Below are 23,231 nucleotides of genomic sequence, written 5' to 3' on the forward strand. Positions count from 1 at the left end.
CTGGGTCGGTCGGTGCCCGTGCACGCGTGCTGGCTGTGCCGTGCCCTGCGCCGGCGTGTCGCGCGCCCTGGGTCGGTCGGTGCCCGTGCACGCGTGCTGGCTGTGCCGTGCCCTGCGCCGGCGTGTCGCGCGCCCTGGGTCGGTCCGTGCCCGGCCCTCGCCCCGGCCCGTGCCGCCCCGCGCCGGCGCGTGCCGCGCGCCCCGGGTCGGTCCGTGGCCGGCCCTCGCCCCGGCCCATGCCGCGCCCTGCGTCGGCGGACCGCAGGCCCCCCTGGGCCGGGCCCGTACCCGGGCCTCGCGTCCGCCCGCATCCGCGTGCCCGCGTCGCCCCGTACCCCCGCACGCCTCGCGGGTCGGTCCACTCCGCACGCCTCGCGGGTCGGCCCACCCCGGATACCTCGCGTCGGCCCACCCCCGCTCGTGCCCCGCCCCGGTCCCGTACCGCACCCTCCGCCGGCACTCACCCGCCCAGCCCGCACGCCGCCTCCCCGGCCCAGGCGTCCCCCGGCGCCACAGGTTCACCTGAGCCACCTGGCCCCCGCCGTTTCATGCGGCGGAGTGAGTGCGGTGGCGGCCGTCGGGTAGGCGGGGGACAAGTCCAGAGCCGACGTCGACCGACTGGCCGGAGGACACCGCCATGACCAACCCGTATCCGGACCCCGTTCCGCCGGGCCCCACCCCGGGTCCGGATCCCCAGCATCCGCAGCCGTACCCGGATCCGGTCCAGCCCCCCGAGCCGCCTCCGGGCCCGGCCCCGACACCTCCGCCGCCTCCCGGCCCGGGCCCCGAGCCGACCCCACAGCCGCCGGGCCCGGGTCCGGAGCCCACGCCGCCGCCTCCCCACCCGGGTCCCCCCGAGCCCCCACCGTCCCCGATCCCCCCGGGACCGGAGCCGGTGCCGAATCCGGAACCCGGGCCGCCGCTGACCTGAAACAGGGCGGTGGACGCCCGCACCGGCCGCCCACCGCCCGTACCGCCGCCGTCCCCTCGTTGCGAGGACGGCTAGGCGGAGACCTCCGACCGGTCCCCGCCCCACAGCGTGTGGAACGACCCGTCCCGGTCCGTGCGCCGGTAGGTGTGCGCACCGAAGAAGTCCCGCTGCCCCTGCGTCAGCGCGGCCGGCAGCCGCTCGGCGCGCAGGGCGTCGTAGTAGGCGAGCGCCGCCGCGAAGCCCGGTGTCGGCACGCCCTGGCGGGTCGCCGCGACCAGCACCTCGCGCCAGTCGTCCTGCGCGTCGGCGATCTCCTGCGCGAACGTCTCGTCCGACAGCAGGCTCGGCAGGTCGGGCCGGGCGTCGTAGGCGGCGCGGATACGGTCCAGGAACGCCGCGCGGATGATGCAGCCGCCGCGCCAGATCGAGGCGACCGCACCCAGGTCGATGTCCCAGCCGTACTCCTCGCTGCCCGCCGCGATCTCGTGGAAGCCCTGCGTGTAGGACACGATCTTCGACGCGTAGAGGGCCTGCTCCACCCGGTCGGCGAAGGCCGCCGCCTCCGACTCGCCCAGGGGAGCCGCCTTCGGGCCCGCCAGCCCGCGTGAGGCGTCGCGCAGCGCCGCGTGACCGGAGAGGGAGCGGGCGAAGACCGCCTCCGCGATGCCCGACACCGGCACGCCCAGGTCGAGGGCGATCTGCACGGTCCAGCGGCCCGTGCCCTTCTGCTCCGCCTGGTCGACCACCACGTCCACGAACGGCTTGCCCGTCGCCGCGTCCACGTGCGACAGCACCTCCGCCGTGATCTCGATCAGGTACGAGTCGAGGCGGCCGGTGTTCCAGGTGCGGAAGATCTCGGCGATCTGTGCGGGGGAGTACCCGGCGACGTCGCGCAGCAGCTGGTACGCCTCGCCGATCAGCTGCATGTCGGCGTACTCGATGCCGTTGTGCACCATCTTCACGAAGTGCCCGGCGCCGTCCGGCCCCACGTGGGTGACGCAGGGCGCCCCGTCCGCCGCCTTCGCGGAGATCTTCTCCAGCATCGGGCCCAGGGAGTCGTACGACTCCGGGGAGCCGCCCGGCATGATGCTGGGCCCGTGCAGGGCGCCCTCCTCACCGCCGGAGATCCCGGTGCCCACGAAGTGGATGCCCTGCTCGCGCAGTTCGCGCTCCCGGCGCCGGGTGTCCGCGAAATGCGCGTTGCCCCCGTCGATGATCATGTCGCCGGGCTCCAGCAGCGGGGCGAACTCCTGGATCACCGCGTCGGTCGGGTCACCGGCCTTCACCATCACGACCAGGCGCCGCGGGCGCTCCAGCGCCGCCACGAAGTCCTTGGCGGTCTCGGCCGCGACGAAGTCGCCCTCGCCGCCGAACTCCTCCACCAGCGCGTGCGTGCGTGACACGGTCCGGTTGTGCACCGCGACCGTGTAGCCGTTGCGGGCGAAATTGCGGGCCAGATTGCGGCCCATGACGGCGAGACCCGTGACGCCGATCTGCGCTGTAGTGCTCATTGGGTTGGCTCCCTGCTGACCTTGGTGTCTGTGGTGCCGGTGATGCCCGCCAGTATGCCGCTCGACCATCCTGACGTGCCGGTACGCCGCCCGCACTTCCGGGCGTGGCGGACTCCAGTACGCACCGGAGGCCCCCGGCGCCTCAGCGGCCGGCCGTCCCATCCGGCCAACGGGGACCGGTTCTTCGCCACTTGACGGGGGCAACCGGCCGATTGCTGTCTTGTCCCGGCCTGTTCGCACCGCATACTTTTGCCACTCCTGACGCAGTGTCGAGGGGGATGTTCATGGCCGTACGCGGCCGGCACCGCCGGTATCAGCCGAACAGGATCAACCGCGCCTCACTGACCGTCACCGCGAGCGGTGCCGGAATGGCGCTCCCGCTCATCGGCACCGCCCAGGCGGCCGACGTGGACACCTGGGACAAGGTCGCCGCGTGCGAGGCCGGCAACGACTGGGACATCAACACCGGCAACGGCTACTACGGCGGACTCCAGTTCACCCAGTCCACCTGGGAGGCGTTCGGCGGCACGCGGTACGCGCCGCGCGCGGACCTGGCCACCAAGGACCAGCAGATCGCGATCGCGGAGAAGGTGCTCGACGGGCAGGGACCCGGCGCCTGGCCGGTCTGCTCGGGGCGGGCGGGACTGACCCGGGGCGGCGACACGCCCGACATCCGTCCGGCCGGCGACGCGGGACCGCGGGAGAGTCCGGAGAAGAGCCCGGCGAAGGGCCCGGCAAGGCCCGCGGAGAAGTCCGCCGGAAAGCCGGACCCGGCGCAGGACGTGCAGCCCCAGACCACGCCGCAGTCCCGGGCCGGCAAGGCCCGCATGTACACCGTGGTCACCGGCGACACACTCTCCGGCATCGCCGACGCGCAGCGGGTGCAGGGCGGCTGGCAGCGGCTGTACGCCGCGAACCGGGCCGCCGTCGGAGCCGACCCCGACCTGATCGTGCCGGGCCAGCGCCTGGCGCTGCGCGGCGAGGGAGCGGCCACCGCTCCCCGCACCGGGACGAAGCCGCCCGAGCCGGAACCGGCGAAGCGGAAGCAGGCCGAGCAGCCGAAGAAGTCGTCGTCGAAGAGGGCGAAGAGCAGCGCCGAGAACACATCCGAGGACACCGCCGTGCCCCGGCGCTCCCTCGTGTCCCCCGTCGACGCCGCCACGGGCACGCCCTACCACCAGGCGGGTTCCTCCTGGTCGAAGGGCTACCACACGGGCGTCGACTTCCCCGTCCCCACCGGTACGTCCGTCAAGTCCGTCGCCGCGGGCCGGGTCGTCAGCGCGGGCTGGGCGGACTCGTACGGGTACGAGGTGGTGATCCGGCACACCGACGGCCGCTACTCCCAGTACGCGCACCTGTCGGCGATCTCCGTGAAGGACGGACAGTCAGTGGGCGCCGGCCAGCGGATCGGCCGCTCGGGGTCCACCGGCAACAGCACGGGCCCGCATCTGCACTTCGAGGTGCGGACGGGGCCCGGTTTCGGCTCGGACGTCGACCCGGTGGCCTACCTGCGGGCCGGCGGCGTCAGGATCTGATCCGCACCCGGCGCCCGTCCAGGACGGGCAACGGGACGAAGGGACCGCCGTAGAACGGGCCGTAGGTGAGCGGGGGCTCGTCCGGCGTCGGTGCCTCCAGGCCCTCGTACGGCTCCCCGGCGGGGGAATCCGGAGCCGGTGAAGACACCAGGACCTTGTCGGAGAGCGCGGCGACCGGCTGCCGGGGCACGGTGCCGAGCGCCGCGGCCACGCCGTCGGCCGGGGCCGGTTCGGGCAGCAGCGCGAGCGCGGCCACCGCCGGTACCGACCCGCCCGGGGCGAGCACTGCCGGGGACCCGGACGCCGCGGACTCCGCAGCCGTCACCGCCCCCTCCCGCGCACCGGACTCCCGCTCCGTGCGGGCGATGCGCTCCGTCGTCAGCAGGATCAGCCCGCCCGCGGCCACCACACCGCAGCTCAGGGCGAGCGCGGTGCCGGTCGTGCCGTAGCGGAAGGTCTCGCCGAACATCGTGATGCCGACCACGGCCGCCACCACCGGGTTCACGACCGTCAGCGTGGCCAGCGGCGCGGCCAGGCCGGCGCCACGGTAGGAGGCCTGCGACAGCAGCATGCCGGCCGTGGCCAGGACGCCGATCACGGCCAGGGACGGCAGGTCGGCGCCCGACACCCCGCCGGTCCAGTCCACCGCGACGGTCTTGGTGAACACCGAGGACATGCCGAAGGCGATGCCGGAAGCGGTCGCGAGCAGCATGCTGCGCACCGCAGGGTGCCGGTGCGCGGCCCGGCCCGCGATCATCAGCGCCACGACCGCGCCGGCGGTGGCGAGGGCCACAGCCACCCGCTGCGCCGTGTCCAGCGACTGCGCGTCGGACGCGCCGACCAGGGACAGCAGGCCCGCGAGACCGACCGTCGCCATGATCGCGCCCCGCCAAGCCGTCGCACCGGCCCTGCGGCCGACGAACAGCGCCGCCATGGGCAGCGCGAACACTATGGTCAGCGCGCCCAGCGGCTGCACCAGGCTCAGCGGGCCGTAGGCGAGTGCCACGACGTGCAGCAGGCCGCCGAGGCCGTTCAGCGCCACCGCCGCCCACCAGTCCGGGCGGCGCAGCGGGGCGTACTCGGAGCGGGCGGAGGACACCGCGACCTGCTCCTGGACGATCGCCCCGCCCGCGTACGCGACGGCGGAGACGAGCGACAGCAGCACGGACAACGCGAGGGCGCTCATCGGCAGCTCCTCTGCGTGAGGCGGGGGCCCCGGGCCCGGCGCGGCGAACGGTCGTCTTCCATGGACAACACGATGCCGTCCCGGGGCCTTCCCGTCGTCGTCCCTGAGCACGCATTGGGTCCTACTGCCGATGGAGTACGGGAGGGGCCCCGTCATCCCCAAGGTGGGCCGCACGGGGTGGGGACCCTCTGGTGGCGGCCCCTAGGGGCCTTGGTACTACTGCTCTTCGTGCACCTCGACCCGGCCTTCGACGACGGTCTCGCCGCGCTCCGCCCGCTCGGCGGCTTCTTCGTCCTCCCGCCGCCCGGACCGCCGCCCCGGCGGCTCCCCACGCTCTCACGGGTGTACGGGGACCGGGCCCCGGATGTTCACGACGATCCCCTGGGCTTCCTCGTCCGCAAGGTCGAAGCCGCCCTGCGCGCACCCGAGCCGCGGATCGCCGCCTCCGTCGCCCACCAGGGTCTCGCGGCCCGCCTGTGGTCGGTGACGCTCGGCTGCGCCGCCGTGTACGGCGCCGTCCCGGACCTCGACCCGCGCCTGCTGCACTGGGACCCCGACGGCTCCGCCCCCGGCGACCTGTGGCTCGCCGAGGCCCGCGCACGGCCGGCGGACGCCGGGACGGTCGCGGACACCGTCCTGCACGCGCACCTCGTGCCGCTGACCGCGTCCCTGCGCGCACGGTACCGCGTCGCGGCCGGGCTGCTGTGGGGGAACGCGGCCTCCGCGCTGGCGGGTGCCGCCCGGGAACTGGACCGCCGGCCGGACCGCCACGGCGGTACGGAAGCCGCCGCCCGCGTCCGCGCCCTGACCGCGGACCTGCTCGCCCACCCGATGCTCGCCCGGGCCGGCACCCTCACCGGCACCGCCTTCCGGCGCCGCAGTTGCTGCCTCTACTACCGCGTGCCCGGCGGGGGTGTCTGCGGGGACTGCTGCTTCCGGCGCCCTCCGCGGTTTCCCACGCCCCCGCGCTCTTCCCCGCGCGCCCCGTCTGGGTGACCATGAGGGAACCAGCCGCCGAGACGGGGAGGTTCCGGGTGCGTGTGGGACTGCTGACCCGGGAGTTCCCGCCGGACGTGTACGGCGGCGCGGGCGTCCACGTGGAGTTCCTCGCCCGGGAACTCGCCCGGCTCGTCGACCTGGACGTGCACTGCTGGGGCGAGGGCCGCACCGACGGCGTGCTGCGCCACCGCTCCTGGCCGGCGCTCGACGGCACCAACGACGCCCTGCGCACCTTCTCCGTGGACCTGGCCATGGCCGCGGCCCTCCAGGGCCGCGAACTGGTCCACTCCCACACCTGGTACGCCAACCTCGGCGGTCACCTCGCCAAACTCCTCCACGGCGTCCCGCACGTGATGACCGCCCACTCCCTGGAGCCGCTGCGCCCCTGGAAGGCCGAGCAGCTCGGCGGCGGTTACGCCCTGTCGAGCTGGGCCGAGCGCACCGCGATCGAGGCGGCCGACGCCGTGATCGCCGTCTCCGGCGCCATGCGCGAGGACATCCTCGGCTGCTACCCGGCGCTGGATCCGAGCCGGGTGCACGTCGTGCACAACGGCATCGACACCGCGCTCTACCGGCCCGACCACGGCACCGACGCCCTGGACCGCATCGGCCTGGACCGCTCCCGCCCGTACGTCCTGTTCGTCGGCCGCATCACCCGCCAGAAGGGCGTGCCCCATCTGCTGCGCGCGGTGCGGGACATCGACCCGGCCGCGCAGGTCGTGCTGTGCGCGGGCGCGCCCGACACCCCCGAGGTCGACCGGGAGTTCCGCGACCTCTTCCAGGAGCTGAGCCGGGCTCGGGAGGGCGTGCACTGGATCCCGCGCATGCTGCCGCGCCCGGAGGTGATCCAGTTGCTGACCCACGCCGCCGTCTTCGTCTGCCCCTCGGTCTACGAGCCCCTCGGCATCGTCAACCTGGAGGCGATGGCCTGCGGCACGCCCGTCGTGGCCTCGCGGGTCGGCGGCATCCCGGAGGTCGTCGAGGACGGCCGGACCGGGCTGCTCGTGCCCGTGGACGACGATTTCGAGGCAGGTCTCGCGCGGGCGCTGGACACCGTCCTCGGCGATCCGGAAGCCGCCCGGCGGATGGGGGAGGCGGGGCGGGAGCGGGCGGTGGGCGAGTTCGGCTGGGACGCGGTCGCCCGCCGCACGGTCCGGCTCTACGAAGAGGTCCTCAAGCAGGCGTAGGCCGTCCCGTCCGGGACGGCCGAGGGTGAACGAGGGTGAGGGGAGCGGCCATGCGTCGTGGTGGTCCTTCGGTGCTCGGGATCGTGCTGGCGGGCGGGGAGGGAAAGCGTCTGATGCCCCTGACCGCGGACCGCGCCAAACCCGCGGTCACCTTCGGCGGCACCTACCGGCTCGTCGACTTCGTACTGTCCAACCTGGTCAACGCCGACATCCTGCGGATCTGCGTGCTGACCCAGTACAAGTCGCACTCGCTGGACCGGCACATCACCACCACGTGGCGGATGTCCAGCCTGCTCGGCAACTACGTCACGCCCGTCCCGGCCCAGCAGCGTCTGGGCCCGCGCTGGTACCTGGGCAGCGCCGACGCGATCCTGCAGTCCCTGAACCTGGTGTACGACGAGCAGCCCGAGTACGTGGCGGTGTTCGGCGCCGACCACGTCTACCGGATGGACCCGCGCCAGATGCTCGCCCAGCACATCGAGTCCGGTGCCGGTGTGACCGTGGCCGGAATCCGCGTCCCCCGCGCCGAGTCGGCGTCGTTCGGCGTGATCAGCCCGGGGTCCGACGGCCAGACCGTCACGAGCTTCCTGGAGAAGCCGGCCGACCCGCCCGGACTGGCCGACGACCCCGAGTGCGTCTTCGCCTCGATGGGCAACTACGTCTTCAGCACCAAGGCCCTCGTCGAGGCCCTGCACCGCGACGCCGAGGACCCGAACTCCGTGCACGACATGGGGGGTTCCATCCTTCCGCAGCTCACCGACCGGCGCGAGGCCCACCTGTACGACTTCAGCGCCAACCACGTCCCCGGCGAGACCACCCGGGACCAGGGCTACTGGCGGGACGTCGGCACCCTCGACGCCTACTACGAGGCCCACATGGACCTCATCGCCGAGCGCCCCGCCTTCAACCTCTACAACCGCGACTGGCCGATCTACACCCACTCCAACCAGCTCTCGCCCGCCCGTTTCAACGCCGGCGGCATGGCGAGCGAGTCGATCATCAGCGCGGGGTGCCTCATCCGCGGTCAGGTCACCCGGTCCGTGCTGTCGCCGGGCGTGGTGGTCGACCCGGGGGCGGTCGTGCAGGGCTCGGTCCTGCACGACAACGTGCACGTCGGCCGGGGCGCGGTGGTGCGCGGGGCGGTGCTGGACAAGAACGTCGAGGTGCCGCCGGGGGCGACCATCGGCGTCAACCCGGACCGGGACGCCGAGTTGTACACGGTGTCGAAGGGCGGCGTGATCGCGCTGGGCAAGGGGCAGCGGGTCCCGTAGCGCGGGTCCCGCGGCGCGGCACCCGCGCGGCGGCCCCGGGCAGGAGAGGCGCCCGGGGTCGTTGTCATGTACCTGGACGGGAAGCGGAATTCGTGTTGTCATGCCAACTGCCGTTGTTTGACAACGTTGTACAGACCTGAGCACGAGCCGCCACCCGTCCTCGAAGGAGAGGATCCGTGCGCACCAGAAGACTCAGAGACCGCCTCACACTGCTGCTCGCCGCCGCACTCGGCATCGCGGGCCTCACCGCCGTGCCCACCGCGAACGCGGCCGACGACGCCGTGGAGGTCCACGGCCTGAAGGGCGAGTACTACACCCACTCCGCCCCCGGCGCCTTCGACTTCCACGACCTCAAGGCCACCGGCTTCGACCCGCAGCTCGACTTCGACAACCTGGAGCCGCGCCTGGCCTTCGCCACCGGACAGCCGGACGACGTCAGCGTCCGCTGGACCGGCAAGCTGGTGCCGGAGAAGTCCGGCGCCCACACCTTCTCGGTCACCGCTGACAACGGGTTCCGCCTCTGGATCGGCGGAGAGCTCGCCATCGACCACTGGGTCGACGACTGGGACCGCGAACAGACGGCCGAACCGATCGACCTGACGGCCGGTCAGCCGTACGACATCAAGCTGGAGTACTTCGAGCACTACGGGGGGTCCAACCTCCACCTGCGCTGGACCGAGCCCGGCGGGGCCAAGGAGCCCGTCCCGCAGTCGGCGTTCCGCCTGCCCGACGGCTTCGACTACGACGGGGCGACGGCGACCACCGTGCTCGCCACCGGCCGCACCCTCAGGCTCGACTTCGCCCAGCCCCTCGGCGCGGCCCCGGCCGGCCTCACCGACCACCTCGAAGCGGTGATCGGCGGCGCCAGGTGGCCCCTGGGAACGGCGAAGGTCGACCCCGCCGACCCCACGGCCCTCCTCGTCGCCCTCGACGAACCGGTCGTCGGCAACAGCACCGGCACCGCCCGGGGCGGCGCCGACGTGCGCTACGACGGCGAGGGTGGCCTCACCGACGCCGACGGCAACGTTGTCAAGCCGTTCTGGAGCAGCGGACCGAACCGCTCCACGTACGAGCTGCGCACCCAGTGGGCGGACGAGGTCGGGCCCGGCAACGCCCTCCCGGAGTACCCGCGCCCCCAGTTGACCCGTGAGGCCTGGCGGAACCTCAACGGCCGCTGGCAGTTCGCCGCCGCCGAGGCCGGCGAGCAGCCGCCGGTGGGCAGGACGCTCGAGGAGCGCATCCTCGTCCCGTACCCGGTCGAGTCCCAGCTCTCCGGCATCCAGCGGCACGAGGACCGCATGTGGTACCGCCGCACCTTCACCGTCCCCGCCGACTGGCGCATCGGCTCCGGCAAGCGGCTGCAGCTGAACTTCGGCGCCGTCGACTGGCAGAGCGAGGTGTACGTCAACGGCACCAAGGTCGCCGAGCACAAGGGCGGCTACGACAGGTTCGGCGCCGACATCACCGACGCGCTGAAGCCCGGCCGCACCCAGGAGCTGATCGTCGGCGTCTACGACCCGACCGACGCGGCGAACGGCGAGAACCCGCCGCTGGGCAAGCAGCGCCTGGACCCGAGCGGCATCTGGTACACGCCCAGCTCCGGCATCTGGCAGACGGTCTGGATGGAGCCGGTCGCCCGCGACCACGTCGACTCCCTCAAGCTCACGCCGGACGTCGACGCCGGCACGCTGACCGTCGAGCCCAAGGGGGTGCGCGACGGCGAGCCCGTCACGGCGACGGCGTACGCGGGACACCGCAAGGTGGCCACGGCGAGCGGCCGCACCGGCGAGCCGCTGACCCTGCGGATCCGCGACCCGCGCCTGTGGTCGCCCGACGACCCGTTCCTGTACGACCTGAAGGTGAGCGTCGGCGACGACCGCGTCGAGAGCTACTTCGGCATGCGCTCCGTCACGGTCGGGAAGGTGAACGGCGTGCCGCGCACGCTCCTCAACGGGGAGCCCGTCTTCCTGATGGCCACCCTCGACCAGGGCTTCTGGCCCGACGGCCTGCACACCGCGCCCACCGACGAGGCCCTGGCACACGATCTGAAGCTGCACAAGAAGCTCGGCTTCAACTCCGTGCGCAAGCACATCAAGGTCGAACCGGACCGCTGGTTCTACTGGGCCGACCGACTGGGCCTGCTGGTGTGGCAGGACATGCCCGCGATGACCGCGGGGGTGAACCCGAGCGCCGCCGCCCGGGCGGAGTACGAGCGCGAGATGAAGGAGATGATCGACGAGCACATCAGCAGCCCGTCGGTCGTCATGTGGGTCACCTTCAACGAGGGCTGGGGCCAGTACGACATCGGCCGGATCGCCGAGCAGGCCAAGGCCTGGGACCCGACCCGCCTGGTCAACAACCAGTCGGGCCTGAACCTCGGCGCCGACGGAGGCGCGGGCGACATCATGGACGAGCACGGCTACCCGAGCCCCGCCCTGCCGCCCCACCCGGACGGCGAACGCGCCCTGGTCAGCGGCGAGTACGGCGGCCTCGGCCTCGCGGTGCCCGGACACGCCTGGTCGGTGCAGCAGAGTTACGTCGACGTCGACCCGGCGACGTACACCGACGACTACCTCACCAAGCTGGACGAGGTCCGCGCGCTCGTCTGCCGGGGCGGCAACGGTGCCGTCTACACCCAGATATCCGATGTCGAGGGCGAGCTGAACGGGCTGACGACCTACGACCGCAAGGTCCTCAAACCGGACGTCGCGCGGGTGAAGGCCGCCCACGAGGCCCTGATCCGCGACGCGTCCCGGCCCGCTCCGGCAGGCTGCCCGGCCGCCTGAGCGTCCGGTCGCCACACCGGACCTGCTCCATCCGGTCGCCCGGGTTCACGGTCGGCCCGCACCCGTCCGGGTGGGGCACCCCGGCGCAGACGGCGCCGAAAGCCTTGACGTCACCACAGATGTCCCATGAGTCCCGCCCCTTTCAGAGGGGCGGGACTTTAATCTGCTGTTAACTGTGCGTAGCTTGATCGTACTTGACCGTAATCGGCGGAGGGCGATTGACTGCTTGTCCACCCGTCGTCCTTGCGAGGCACCCCCTTGACTTCCGATCTGCTCGCTCCTCTCGACCTGGCGTTCTGGAACATCGAGTCCGCCGAGCACCCCATGCACCTCGGCGCGCTCGGCATCTTCGCGGCCCACTCGCCCACCGCGGGCGCCCACGCGGCCGACCTCCTCGCGGCCCGCGCGCCCGCCGTGCCCGGACTGCGGATGCGGATCCGGGACGTGTGGCAGCCGCCGCTCGCCCTGCGGCAGCCGTTCTCCTTCGGCGGCGCGACCCGCGAGCCGGACCCCGGCTTCGACCCGCTCGACCACATCCGCCTGCACGCCCCGACGACAGACTTCCACGCACGGGCGGGCCGCCTCATGCAGCGCCCGCTGCAGCGCGGCCGGCCGCCGTGGGAAGCCCACGTGCTGCCGGGGGCCGACGGCGTGTCCTTCGCCGTGCTCTTCAAGTTCCACCACGCCCTGGCCGACGGGCTGCGGGCGCTGACGCTCGCCGCGGGGATCCTCGACCCGCTGGACATGCCCGCGCCCCGGCCCCGCCCCGAGGAGCCCCGCCGTGGCCTCCTGCCGGACGTGCGCAGGCTGCCGGGGATGCTCCGCGGCGCCCTGTCCGACGCGGGCCGGGCCCTGGACATCGGCGCCTCGGTCGCCCTGTCCACCCTCGACGTGCGTTCCTCGCCCGCGCTCACCGCCGAGCCGTCCGGCACCCGCCGCACCGCCGGCGTGGTCGTCGATCTCGACGACGTCCACATCGTCCGCAAGACCGTCGGCGGCACCGTCAACGACGTGCTGATCGCGGTCGTCGCCGGTGCCCTGCGGCGCTGGCTGGACGAGCGCGGCGACGGCAGCGAGGGCGTGGCGCCCCGCGCCCTGATCCCCGTCTCCAAGCGCCGCCCGCGCACCGCCCAGCCACCGGGCAACCGGCTCTCCGGCTACCTGATACGGCTTCCGGTCGGTGACCCGGACCCGCTCTCCCGCCTCGGCTCGGTGCGCGCCGCCATGGACCGCAACAAGGACGCCGGGCCCGGCCGGGGCGCCGGAGCCGTCGCCCTGCTCGCCGACCACGTCCCGGCGCTGGGCCACCGGCTCGGCGGCCCGCTGGTCGGCCAGGCGGCCCGGCTCTGGTTCGACATCCTGGTCACCAGCGTGCCCCTGCCCAGCCTCGGCCTGCGGCTCGGCGGGCATCCGCTGACCGAGGTCTACCCGCTGGCGCCGCTGGCCCGCGGCCACTCCCTGGCGGTGGCGGTCTCGACGTACCGCGGACGGGTCCACTACGGCCTGGTCGCCGACGCGAAGGCGGTGCCGGATCTCGACCTGCTGGCCCGGGCCGTGTCCGAGGAGGTGGAGACGCTCATCACTGCCTGCGGTCCCTGACCGTCGCGGGTTTGGCGGCACGGCCCGGCGCTCCGTAAAATCCCCCGTTCGAAAGCGGACGCGTCTCGGAGCGCCGCGACGGTGACCGAAGGAACGGCTGCGGCGATGACGGTGACACAGGACGGCTCGGCGACCACGGACGAGGTGGTGTACGGCCCGGGCATCGACCCGGAGCGGCTCGCCGTCTGCCTCGGCGTGCTCGAGGAACTCGACAAGCTGGAGGTCGACCACCCCGACGCGATCCTGGTCCGCCGGGCCACCTCGCACATCTACCGGACGGTCAAGCAGCGCCGCCGGCAGGAGCGCCGGGCCGCCAAGACCGCCCACGACAAGGCCGTCACCGAGGCCACCGCCACCGGGTCCGCCCAGCGCATCGACGACGAGACGGAAGGCATCCTGCCCTCGTCCCGTACGGAGGAGGGGACGATCGCCGGGATACTCCAGCGTCCCCGCTCCTGCTACGTCTGCAAGCAGCGCTACGTCGAGGTCGACTACTTCTACCACCAGCTCTGCCAGAACTGCGCCGCCGAGAACCGGGCCCGCCGGGACGCCCGCGCCGACCTCACCGGCAAGCGCGCGCTGCTCACCGGCGGCCGGGCCAAGATCGGCATGTACATCGCGCTGCGGCTGCTCCGCGACGGTGCCCACACCACGATCACGACCCGTTTCCCCAAGGACGCCATCCGGCGCTTCAAGGCCATGGACGACTCCGCGGACTGGCTGCACCGCCTGGAGGTCGTCGGCATCGACCTGCGCGACCCCGCCCAGGCCGTCGCCCTGGCCGACCAGGTCGCCGAGCAGGGCCCGCTCGACATCCTGATCAACAACGCCACCCAGACCGTGCGCCGCCTGCCCTCCGCGTACGCCGCGCTCGTCGAGGGCGAGAGCGCCCCGCTGCCGGCCGGTGAGCTGCCCGCCCACCACGTCATCGGCGCCTACGGCTCCGGCGCGGTCGACGGACTGGCCGCGCTGCCCGTCGGTGTCAGCGGGCTCGACGCGCAGGCCGTGGCCGATCTCGCCCTGGTCGCCGGCAACGCCAGCGTGGTCCGGCACCGGGAGGGCACCGCCATCGACGCGGGCGGCCTGGTCCCCGACGTCGTCGACACCAACACCTGGGTGCAGACCATCGAGCAGATCTCCCCGGTGGAGCTGCTGGAGACCCAGCTGTGCAACTACACGGCGCCGTTCATCCTCATCAGCAAGCTCCGCCCGGTGATGGCCGAGGCCGCGCGCCGGGCGTCCGCGGGACGCGCGTACGTCGTCAACGTCTCGGCGATGGAGGGCGTGTTCGCCCGCGGTTACAAGGGCGCGGGCCACCCGAACACCAACGCGGCCAAGGCGGCCATGAACATGGTGACGCGGACCAGCGCGCAGGAGATGTTCGACACCGACCGCATCCTGATGACGTCGGTCGACACCGGCTGGATCACCGACGAGCGCCCCCACTACGACAAGCTGCGACTGGCCGACGAGGGCTTCCACGCCCCGCTCGACCTGGTCGACGGCGCGGCCCGCGTCTACGACCCGATCGTGCGCGGCGAGGCGGGCGAGGACCTGTACGGCGTCTTCCTCAAGGACTACGCGCCCGGCAAGTGGTGACGGCCGCGACGGGCCGACGCCGCTAATCCGTTGGCCCGTTCACCGGGCACCGTCCTACGGTGGGTCCGAGCGCCGGTGTGCCCGGTGCGCCGGTCACGCGTACTTCGTGGTTCGACCCCATGCAGGCCCACCCACGGGCCTGTCGCCCCGTCGGGGGGCACCGCGCGGCCACCTCGATCTCGGGCACACCGGGCGTCTCAGTCGACGGCGCCCAGCCGCGCGTTCCGCGCCGCCACCAGCTCCAGCACCGTGCGCCAGTCCTCCAGGACGCCGGCGTCGAACACGGCGGTGCGGGCCTCCTCGTCCGCCTGACGCAGCCTGAGCAGGTCGTCGTCGTGGAGGGCCGCTCCCGCCTGGGCGTGGCGGCGCAGCAGGCGGGCGACCCGAGCGCCGAGCAGGGGCCGCACCGCGTCGGCCGTGCGGTCCGCCGGGCCGCCGGGCCACAGCAGCCGGCCCACCGGACAGACCAGTCCCGCCACCTGGAGCTCCTTGTCGGCGGGCCGGCCCCGGCGCAGCAGCGCCGCGGTCCGCAGCGCGTGGCCGTGCAGGTCGACGGCTCCGCCGGAGGGGCCGGCGGGCCGTGCGCCCCGGCAGGCGTACAGCAGGTCCATGAGCTCCTCGACGCTGCGCAGTTCCATGCCTCGGTCCTCCCGTGAGACGGCCGTTGCCGACCGGCAGCAGACCATGACGAGCTTGCGACGCAGCCAACGCCAATTGAACTGCGCAACCATTCGTTTCCCGGATTCGGGGGTGTGGCCGACCGGATCCCCCTGACGGGTGAGTCACGCACGGTGCACAAACCCACGAACAAGGGCAGAAAGGGGCCAACTGTGCACGGAGCGGAAGGCAATGGTTACCCCATGTTTTCAGCCCCATAGAGCGCACCCCCGCTCATTTGGTTAATCTGGACCGGACGGACAGCAGTACGGGGCCCAACCCACACCCACGGTCCGTCCTGGGACATGCCGATCCACCACGGCCTGCTCTCGCACGAGTTGCCGGCGCCACCGCGTCCGAACTGCATTCGAACCAGACCCGAGCGGACGCCGGGTGCCGGACAGCAGACCGGCCGGCGGGCCCGAGGGTGACCCGACACATAAGGAGTGCGCGGTGACACCGGAGAAGACGAATCGCGATCAGCGCCCCAAGGAACGCACGGAGCGTGCGACCCGCCGGCCCGGAGAGATCGGCAGCCTCGACGTGTGGGCCCGGTCCGCCCCCATCCGCCTCGCGGGCTACGAGGACGACCTCGCCGAGCCCCACATCCTGCCCAGCGTCGACTGAGACGCCGAGCGGCCCCGCGGACGCGCCGACCGCATGGGCGTGCGAGACTCACGCCCATGCTGATCAGGGAAGCGACGGCCGACGACTGGCCGCACATCTGGCCCTTCTGGCACCGCATCGTCGCGGCCGGCGAGACCTACGCCTGGGACCCGGCCACCACCGAGGACGAGGCGCGCGCCCTGTGGATGAGCCCCGCGAAACGCGTCTACGTCGTCCAGGACGACACCGCTGCCGTCGTCGCCTCCGCCTACGTCACCCCCAACTACGGCGGCCCCGCCGCCCGCATCGCCAACGCGGGCTTCATGGTCGACCCCGACCAGGCCGGCCGCGGCATCGGCCGCGCCCTCGGCGAACACCTCCTGGCCGCGGCCAAGGCCGACGGATACCGCGGCATGGTCTTCAACGCCGTCGTCGAGACCAACCCCGCGGTGAAGCTCTGGACCTCCCTCGGATTCACGATCCTGGGCACCGTGCCGGACGCCTTCGAGCATCCCCGGCACGGGCTGGTCGGCCTGCACATCATGTACCGCGCCCTCTAGGGGACCGTTCAGGCCGGATCGTCCAGGGGCGCTGTCCGCCGCCAAGGACGCAGCGCCTCGATCCGCTCCGCCAGCTCCAGCAGCGTCGCCTCCGCCCCCGGCCGCCCCACCAGCTGCACGGCGCACGGTGCGCCCGAGGGCAGGGTGCCGAAGGGGACCGCCATCGCGGGCCAGCCCGTCAGGTTCCACGGTGGTGTGAACGGCGAGCAGGCCGAGTTGGCCAGCAGATTGCGCAGCCAGCCCCGTTCGTGCCAGGGCCCCGCCTCGGGGGAGCGGCGGGCGAGCGCCGGGGTGAGCAGGACGTCGTACTCGGCGAAGAACGGCTCCAGGTGCGCGCGCAGCCGCTCCCGGCCCGCGCCACCGGCCACCCCGCGCACGAAGCGCCGCCCGACGGCCGCGTGCACCCGGGTGCGACGCGCCAGCCGCCGCGGGTCCAGGCCGCGCGCGTCCACGGACGTACCGGCCGTCCAGTGGGCCACGGCGGTGAGGCTCAGGGACGCCGGATACGGCGGGTCCGCCCGGCGCACCTGGTGCCCCGTCCTCATCAGCACCGCGGCCGCCTCGCGGACGGCCGTCCGGTACGGCCCCGCCACGGTGACGCCGGCGATCGGGCTGCGCAGGGAGGCGGCGACCCGGAGTGCGCCGGAGTCCGCGCGGCGGGGCGGCTCGCCGTCCGCGAGGACCGCGAGCATCAGGCGTGCGTCCTCGACCGTGGTGGCCAGCGGTCCGTTCTCGGACATGCCGAACCAGTCGCCCTGGCCGACCCCGGCCGGGACCACGCCGTGGCCCGGCTTGATGGTGACCACACCGCAGGTGGCCGCCGGTATGCGCAGCGAGCCCATGCCGTCGTTGCCCAGCGCGATCGGCACCATGCCGGCCGCGACCGCGGCGGCGCTGCCGCCCGACGAACCGCCCGCCGTGCGCGCCGGGTCCCACGGGTTGCGGGAGGTGCCGTACACGCCCTCCGTGGTGCCGAACACACACAGCTCGGGCACGTTCGTCAGCCCGACGACCACGGCGCCCGCCGCCCGCAGGCGGGCCACCGTGACGTGGTCGGCCTCGGCCGGGGTGTCCGGCGTCGCCGCGGAGCCGTTGCGGGTGGACTCGCCCCGCACCGCGAGGTTGTCCTTGACCGCCACCGGCACCCCGGCCAGCGGCAGCCGGCCCAGATCGCCGCGCGCGCCCACCTCCTCGGCCTCGGCGAGCGCCGCCTCGGCCCGCACCGTGCGGAAGGCGCCGACGCGGCCGTCGAGCTGCGCTATCCGGGCCAGATGCTCGGCCACGACCTCACGGGGCGTGGCCCGCTTCTCGCGTACGGCGGCGGCTGTCTCGGCGGCGGTCCGGCCGGCCCAGCTGGTCACGGAGGGCTCCTCGGGGTGCGGTGGGGCGGGGTCACTGCGGGATTACTGACGAGTACGCACGGAGAACTGTGCCCGCTGGAGGGCCCCCGCGTCGAGATGCCGGCCGAGGCCGATTCCGGCCCCATGCCGTTCGCGGCCGGCGCCGTCCGCCGGACGTGGCGGCCCCGGGCCGTGGGCGCGGCACCGCCACCAGCCGTTCGAGCGCCCGTGAACCTCGACCCCTGGGGTGGAATCCCCCTCTTCCCGGAGGGGGAGGATGTCACCGCCGGCTCGCCCTCGCCCTCGACTCCGCCCCGCCCTCGGCGTCGACCACTCCCGGGTCTTCCCGCCGTGGCCCGGCTTCCGTCACCATGACCCGCATCCCGGCAACCGTCACATCGGCAACCACCCGCCCCCGACCACGGAGCGCCCCGGCGGGGGACACCTCCTGGACAACGGCCTGCTGCGGGTCGAGATCGACGCCCGGGGTCTGGTCGTGTCGGCGTACGACGTCGAAGCCGACCGCGAGACCGTCGCACCCGGCGCGGCGGCCAACCTCCTCCAGCTGCACCCCGACCTCCCGAACATGTGGGACGCCTGGGACGTCGACGAGTTCCACCGCAACTCGGTCACCGACCTGACCGATGCCGACGAGGTCGCGCCCGGCGACGACGGCGCCTCGGTGCGGATCGTCAGGTGCTTCGGCTCCTCCCGCGTCACTCAGGTCCTCGCGCTGCCGCCCGGGGAGCGCCGGCTCGTGGTGGACACCGAGGTGGACTGGCAGGAGACGGAGAAGTTCCTCAAGCTCGCCTTCCCCCTGGACGTGCGCGCCGAGCGGTACGCGTCGCAGACCCAGTTCGGTCACTTCCACCGGCCCACGCACACCAACACCTCGTGGGAGGCCGCCAAGTTCGAGGCCTGCAACCACCGCTTCGTCCACCTGGAGGAACCCGGCTGGGGCGTGGCGATCGTCAACGACTCGACGTACGGCCACGACGTGACCCGTACCGTCCGCGCCGACGCCGGTACGACCACCACCGTCACCACTGTTCGCGTATCCCTGCTGCGCGCCCCGCGCTTCCCCGACCCCGAGACCGACCAGGGCGTGCACCGCTTCCGGCACGCGCTGGTGCCCGGCGCGAGCATGGGCGACGCGGTGCGCGAGGGCTGGCGGATCAACGTGCCGGAGCGCAGGGTCACCGGCGCCGGGGAGGTCGCGGCGCTGGTGACGGTCGACCAGGACGCGGTCGTGATCACCGCCGTCAAACTGGCGGACGACGGCAGCGGCGACGTGGTCGTCCGCTTCCACGAGGCGCACGGCGGCCGGGTCCTGGCCACGCTCACCGCGGGCTTCGCGGTCGCCGGCGTGACGGTGACGGACCTGCTGGAACGCCCGCCGGCCGAGGAGGGGTCCGCGACCCGGACCGAGGGCGACCGGATCACCGTACGGCTGCGGCCGTTCCAGCTGATGACCCTGCGGCTGAAGCGCGCCTAGCCCCGGGCCGGGGCCCGGTTCACTCCGCGAGCCGGGCCCGCAGCCATTCCTCCACCTCGCCCACGTGCGCTGCCGCCGCCCGGGCCGCCTCCGGATCCCGGGCGCCGCCGCGATCGCCGGGCTGTACACCGGGGTCGGCGAGAGCAGGCGCACGACGCCGTGCGGGCCGCGTGGCAGCGGGGCGTCCGCTGCTTCGACACCGCACCGCACTACGGGCCTCGGCGTGTCGGAACGCCGCCTCGGCGCGGCCCTGCGCGCGTGCCCCCGCGCCGCGTACACGGTCTCCACCAAAGTCGGCCGCCGTCTGTCCCCCCGTCTACGACCTCTGCGCCACCCCGGCCAGCCGTGTCGGCGGCAGGTACTCCCGTACATACGTCCGCTCCCAGCACGCGCCCGTCTCCCGCAGCTCGCTCCAGGTCGTGTACCGGTAGCGGAACAGGCGGGCACGGACGAAGCGGGGCGGCGCGTCCGGCGGGAACGGCGAACGGCGCAGCAGCCGGAGCGTGTCGCGGTCGTTCTCCAGCAGCCGCTCCACGAGGGTGCCGAACCACGAACCGGCGTACGCCGGCGAGAGCGCGGCGAACCACATCAGCCAGTCCAGCCGCAGATGGTACGGCGCGAACTGGCGCGGCCAGCGCCGAGGATCACCGGGCTTGCCCTTGAACTCGTACTCCCGCCAGTCGGAGTCCTCGCGCGGCACGTCGTCGGCGGTGCCCTCGATCACCACCTCGTAGCGGACCCGGCTGACGGTCCCGAAGGCGCCGTAGGTGTTGACCAGGTGCAGCGGATCGAAGGAGCGGTTCATCACCTGACGCCGGGAGATCATGTTGCGGGCCGGCCGGTAGCTCAGCAGGACCAGCAGCGCCGCCACCGCCAGGACCACGACCTCGTACCACAGCGGGGCGGGGGCCGCGGACGGCGGCTCCACCGGGAACCGCACCGCCGACAGGGCCAGCACGATGGTGACCCAGTTCAGCCAGGAGAAGTTGCCCGACAGCACCAGCCACAGCTGGGTGACGATCATCAGGGCCGCGGCGGCCGTCGCCACGGGCTGCGGGGTGAACAGCAGGAAGGGCACCACGAGCTGGGTGACATGGTTGGCGGCCACCTCGACGCGGTGCAGCGGCCGGGGCAGACGGTGGAAGAACCAGCTCAGCGGGCCGGGCATCGGCTGGGTCTCGTGGTGGTGGTCCAGGCAGGTCAGCTTCCGCCAGCACTCGTCACCGCGCAGCTTGATCAGCCCCGCCCCGAACTCGACCCGGAACAGCAGCCAGCGCAGCAGGAACAGGACGACGATCGGCGGGGCCACCTCGTCGTTGCCGAGGAGGACGGCGAGGAAGCCGGTCTCCAGCAGCAGCGACTCCCAGCCGAACGAGTACCAGGTCTGCCCGACGTTGACGATCGACAGGTACAGCGCCCACGGCACCAGCCACAGCAGCATGGCGCCCCACAGCGGCAGGAGTGAGTCCAGTCCCGCCACCAGTGCCGCCGACACGGCGCAGCCCGCCCAGGCACAGCCCGCGAACAGGCGGTCCGAGTAGCGCAGCTGGAACAGGCTCGGCGCCCGTTTGAACGGCACCCGCTCCACGAAGCGGGGCACGGGCAGCATGCCGCGCTCGCCGATCAGCGCGCGGAACTGCAGGGCCGCCGTCAGGAACGCGACCAGGTACAGCGCGGCCAGGGCCCGCTGGAAGACCAGCCGGGTCAGCCAGTAGTCGGGTGCGGTGAACCACTCCACGGACGCGCTCCTCTCGTGTCACGCTTCGTGTACCCGGTCGGACGGTGGCCGTCCCGGCGGCCCAGGTCGTCAACCAGGAGTCGAAGAATCGGACATTTCCTGGCAAGGTGGGGCTCATGGCTGATCGGGGAGCGAGCGCCCTGTCACTCCCGGACGACTGGCCCGCCCACCCGGAGCCGATCCTGGCGCTCAACCGCATGGGCAGTTTCGACTGGGACCTGGACTCCGGTCTGTTCCACATGGACGCCCAGGCGCACGAGGTCTTCGACCTGCGCCCCGAGGAGTACGACGGCCGCCCCGAGTCCCTGGCAACGCGCGTCCCGCGTGCGGAGAGCAGCCGCCTGGACGCCCTGGTCGCCCAGGCCATGAAGGACGGCAGCGAGAACTACGGCACGTACTTCCGCCTGCGACGCCGCGACGGCACCCTGCGCTGGACCCACACCCAGGGCTACATCCGGCGCGACGAGACCGGACGCCCCCGCCGGATCATCGGCATCCTCCGCGACGCCACCGACGAGATCGCCGAGATCGAGGCGCGCCGCGAGCAGGCCGCGCAGAACGAGGTGCGACGCCGGCAGACCAACGTGGTGCAGGTGGCCACGGCCGCCCTCGCCCACGCCCGTACCGTGGACGACGTCATCCACGTCCTGAAGGACACCCACGGCATCACCCGCCTGGGCGCCACCAGCCTCGTCATGGGCCTCGTCGAGGCCGGCCGCATCCGGCTGGTCTCCGACGGCCCCGACAACAGCTTCGTCCCCGGCACCCGCATCACCCGGATCGACGAGCCCTACCCGATGAGCGAGGCCGTCCGGACCCTCAGTCCGCGCTTCATCGAGTCACCGGAGGAGTTCGCGGAGCGCTACCCCGTCCTGTGGCCGGACATCACCCATCTGCAGGTCACGTCGGCCGCCTATCTGCCGCTCATCGCCCAGGCCCGGCCGATCGGCGCGATGGGGCTGCTCTACAGCGACCGGCGCGGATTCTCGCCCGAGGACCGCGACCTCATCGTGGCGCTCGGCAGCAGCATCGCGCAGAGCCTGCAGCGGGCCATGCTGTACGAGCAGGAGATGGACCTCGCCGAGGGCCTGCAGCAGGCCATGCTGCCGCGCACCATCCCCAGCGTGCCCGGCAGCGACGTCGCCGTCCGCTACCGGGCCGCCACCATCGGCGGCTCCCTCGGCCGTGACATCGGCGGTGACTGGTACGACCTGATCCCGCTGCCCGGCGGACGCGTCGGAGCCGTCATCGGCGACGTCCAGGGCCACGACACGCACGCCGCCGCCGTCATGGGCCAGCTCCGCATCGTGCTGCGCGCCTACGCGGCCGAGGGCCACACCCCGGCCACCGTGATGGCGCGGGCCTCCGTCTTCCTGCACGAACTGGACACCGACCGCTTCGCCACCTGCCTGTACGCGGAGGCCGACATGGCGACCGGGGTCGTCCAGGTGGTCCGGGCCGGGCACATCGACCCGCTGGTGCGGCACGGCGACGGCACGTGCCGCCGCATCCCGGTCGAGGGCGGGCTGCCGCTCGGCCTGTCCGCCGAGTTCGGTCGCCTCGACTATCCGGTCGGCACCATCGAGCTCGACCCCGGCAACACCCTGCTGCTGTGCACCGACGGCCTGGTCGAGCAGCCCGGTGCCGACCTCGACGACGGCATGCAGGCCCTCGCCGCGCATGTCGCCACCGGCCCCGAAGACGTACGGGAGCTGGCCGACCGGCTGATCCACGAGGCGGAGGAGCGCGGCGGTGACGACGACGTGGCGTTGCTGCTGCTGCGCCGGCGGGGCCTGGACACCCCGCAGTCCGGTGGCCGGCTCCAGCAGCACGTGGCACCGGGCGACCCCGAGGCGCTGACCGAGGCCCGGCGCATGATCCGCGCCGCCGTCCGCGCCTGGGGCGCCGCGGACCACGCCGACGAGATCGAGCTGGTCGCCGACGAGCTGATCACCAACGCCCTGATGCACACCGAGGGCTCCGCGGTCGTCACCCTGCGGGTCCTCACCGGCACCGACCGCCGGTTGCGCGTGGAGGTCGAGGACTCCTCCAGCGCCCTGCCGCGCCGCCGCGAGGCGGGCGCGTCCGGGGTCTCCGGACGGGGGCTGCTGCTGGTCGAGGTGCTCGGTGACGTGTGGGGCGTGGAGGCGCGCGGCGGCGGCAAGTGCGTGTGGTCCGAGTTCGTCGTCCCGCACCGCGAGCCGTAGCCCCGTCGTGCCGGTCCCGGATGG

15 protein-coding genes and 3 pseudogenes are annotated in these 23,231 nt (G+C 73.4%); 12 read left to right on the forward strand and 6 right to left on the reverse strand.

The window, feature by feature from the left end:
- Positions 1–1,002: 1,002 nt before the first annotated feature.
- A complete protein-coding gene (gnd, locus tag IE260_RS12000) occupies positions 1,003–2,442 on the reverse strand; it encodes an NADP-dependent phosphogluconate dehydrogenase (RefSeq protein WP_189870793.1) in 1,440 nt (479 codons plus the stop codon).
- Positions 2,443–2,726: 284 nt separating this feature from the next.
- Here gnd and IE260_RS12005 point away from each other — a divergent pair, with 284 nt between their 5' ends.
- Positions 2,727–3,977: a transglycosylase family protein gene (locus IE260_RS12005; RefSeq protein ID WP_189870795.1), complete on the forward strand. Its 1,251-nt coding sequence runs from the start codon at positions 2,727–2,729 to the stop codon at positions 3,975–3,977.
- On the opposite strand, the gene IE260_RS12010 is transcribed toward IE260_RS12005, so the two are convergent.
- Complete coding sequence (locus tag IE260_RS12010) at positions 3,967–5,163, reverse strand: DMT family transporter (RefSeq protein WP_189870797.1); 1,197 nt, start codon at positions 5,161–5,163, stop codon at positions 3,967–3,969. The genes IE260_RS12005 and IE260_RS12010 overlap by 11 nt on opposite strands.
- Positions 5,164–5,373: 210 nt before the next feature.
- Between IE260_RS12010 and IE260_RS12015 the strand changes: the two genes are divergently transcribed.
- From IE260_RS12015 to IE260_RS12040, 6 genes are all read left to right on the forward strand, one after another.
- Positions 5,374–6,159: a (2Fe-2S)-binding protein gene (locus IE260_RS12015; RefSeq protein WP_229880696.1), complete on the forward strand. Its 786-nt coding sequence runs from the start codon at positions 5,374–5,376 to the stop codon at positions 6,157–6,159.
- Between the two features lie 38 nt (positions 6,160–6,197).
- A complete protein-coding gene (glgA, locus tag IE260_RS12020; protein ID WP_189870998.1) occupies positions 6,198–7,349 on the forward strand; it encodes a glycogen synthase in 1,152 nt (383 codons plus the stop codon).
- 50 nt (positions 7,350–7,399) lie between these two features.
- Positions 7,400–8,620, forward strand: coding sequence for a glucose-1-phosphate adenylyltransferase (gene glgC / locus IE260_RS12025; RefSeq protein ID WP_189870799.1), 1,221 nt, complete (start codon positions 7,400–7,402; stop codon positions 8,618–8,620).
- Between the two features lie 176 nt (positions 8,621–8,796).
- Positions 8,797–11,406: a PA14 domain-containing protein gene (locus tag IE260_RS12030; RefSeq protein ID WP_189870801.1), complete on the forward strand. Its 2,610-nt coding sequence runs from the start codon at positions 8,797–8,799 to the stop codon at positions 11,404–11,406.
- Positions 11,407–11,664: 258 nt separating this feature from the next.
- Complete coding sequence (locus IE260_RS12035; RefSeq protein ID WP_189870803.1) at positions 11,665–13,005, forward strand: wax ester/triacylglycerol synthase family O-acyltransferase; 1,341 nt, start codon at positions 11,665–11,667, stop codon at positions 13,003–13,005.
- 105 nt (positions 13,006–13,110) lie between these two features.
- On the forward strand, positions 13,111–14,604 hold the full coding sequence (locus IE260_RS12040) for an SDR family NAD(P)-dependent oxidoreductase (RefSeq protein ID WP_189870806.1): 1,494 nt from the start codon (positions 13,111–13,113) through the stop codon (positions 14,602–14,604).
- Positions 14,605–14,801: 197 nt separating this feature from the next.
- Here the strand turns inward: IE260_RS12040 and IE260_RS12045 are convergent, their stop codons facing one another.
- The gene (locus tag IE260_RS12045; protein WP_189870808.1) at positions 14,802–15,242 is read right to left on the reverse strand and encodes a hypothetical protein; all 441 of its coding nucleotides are present in this window, start codon (positions 15,240–15,242) and stop codon (positions 14,802–14,804) included.
- Positions 15,243–15,714: 472 nt separating this feature from the next.
- Here IE260_RS12045 and IE260_RS12050 point away from each other — a divergent pair, with 472 nt between their 5' ends.
- Positions 15,715–15,888 (forward strand): hypothetical protein, encoded by a 174-nt coding sequence (locus tag IE260_RS12050; RefSeq protein ID WP_189870809.1) that lies wholly within the window; start codon positions 15,715–15,717, stop codon positions 15,886–15,888.
- Between the two features lie 56 nt (positions 15,889–15,944).
- The gene (locus IE260_RS12055; RefSeq protein WP_189870811.1) at positions 15,945–16,427 is read left to right on the forward strand and encodes a GNAT family N-acetyltransferase; all 483 of its coding nucleotides are present in this window, start codon (positions 15,945–15,947) and stop codon (positions 16,425–16,427) included.
- 8 nt (positions 16,428–16,435) lie between these two features.
- Here IE260_RS12055 and IE260_RS12060 read toward each other — a convergent pair whose 3' ends face one another.
- Entirely contained in the window at positions 16,436–17,788 is a 1,353-nt protein-coding gene (locus IE260_RS12060; protein WP_189870813.1) for an amidase, read from the reverse strand.
- A 406-nt stretch (positions 17,789–18,194) separates the two neighbouring features.
- Here IE260_RS12060 and IE260_RS12065 point away from each other — a divergent pair.
- Positions 18,195–19,262 (forward strand): annotated as a pseudogene (locus tag IE260_RS12065) (glycoside hydrolase family 38 C-terminal domain-containing protein); the annotation flags it as partial.
- A gap of 19 nt (positions 19,263–19,281) precedes the next feature.
- Here IE260_RS12065 and IE260_RS43035 read toward each other — a convergent pair.
- A pseudogene (locus IE260_RS43035) lies at positions 19,282–19,365 on the reverse strand (GntR family transcriptional regulator); the annotation flags it as partial.
- Between IE260_RS43035 and IE260_RS41625 the strand changes: the two are divergent.
- Positions 19,327–19,575: pseudogene (locus IE260_RS41625) on the forward strand (aldo/keto reductase); the annotation flags it as partial. The pseudogenes IE260_RS43035 and IE260_RS41625 overlap by 39 nt on opposite strands.
- A 3-nt stretch (positions 19,576–19,578) precedes the next feature.
- Here IE260_RS41625 and IE260_RS12070 read toward each other — a convergent pair.
- Complete coding sequence (locus tag IE260_RS12070; RefSeq protein ID WP_189870815.1) at positions 19,579–21,000, reverse strand: lipase maturation factor family protein; 1,422 nt, start codon at positions 20,998–21,000, stop codon at positions 19,579–19,581.
- Between the two features lie 116 nt (positions 21,001–21,116).
- Between IE260_RS12070 and IE260_RS12075 the strand changes: the two genes are divergently transcribed.
- Entirely contained in the window at positions 21,117–23,207 is a 2,091-nt protein-coding gene (locus tag IE260_RS12075; protein WP_189870817.1) for a SpoIIE family protein phosphatase, read from the forward strand.
- Positions 23,208–23,231 lie beyond the last annotated feature (24 nt).

This window comes from Streptomyces viridiviolaceus, assembly GCF_014650995.1.
GTDB classification, from domain to species: domain Bacteria; phylum Actinomycetota; class Actinomycetes; order Streptomycetales; family Streptomycetaceae; genus Streptomyces; species Streptomyces viridiviolaceus.

What these genes read in the sequence shown, in the direction of transcription:
- gnd (WP_189870793.1), bottom strand. Translation starts at nt 2,442, where the DNA reads ATGAGCACTACAGCGCAGATCGGCGTCACGGGTCTCGCCGTCATGGGC.
- IE260_RS12005 (WP_189870795.1), top strand. Translation starts at nt 2,727, where the DNA reads ATGGCCGTACGCGGCCGGCACCGCCGGTATCAGCCGAACAGGATCAAC.
- IE260_RS12010 (WP_189870797.1), bottom strand. Translation starts at nt 5,163, where the DNA reads ATGAGCGCCCTCGCGTTGTCCGTGCTGCTGTCGCTCGTCTCCGCCGTC.
- glgC (WP_189870799.1), top strand. Translation starts at nt 7,400, where the DNA reads ATGCGTCGTGGTGGTCCTTCGGTGCTCGGGATCGTGCTGGCGGGCGGG.
- IE260_RS12040 (WP_189870806.1), top strand. Translation starts at nt 13,111, where the DNA reads ATGACGGTGACACAGGACGGCTCGGCGACCACGGACGAGGTGGTGTAC.
- IE260_RS12045 (WP_189870808.1), bottom strand. Translation starts at nt 15,242, where the DNA reads ATGGAACTGCGCAGCGTCGAGGAGCTCATGGACCTGCTGTACGCCTGC.
- IE260_RS12055 (WP_189870811.1), top strand. Translation starts at nt 15,945, where the DNA reads ATGCTGATCAGGGAAGCGACGGCCGACGACTGGCCGCACATCTGGCCC.
- IE260_RS12075 (WP_189870817.1), top strand. Translation starts at nt 21,117, where the DNA reads ATGGCTGATCGGGGAGCGAGCGCCCTGTCACTCCCGGACGACTGGCCC.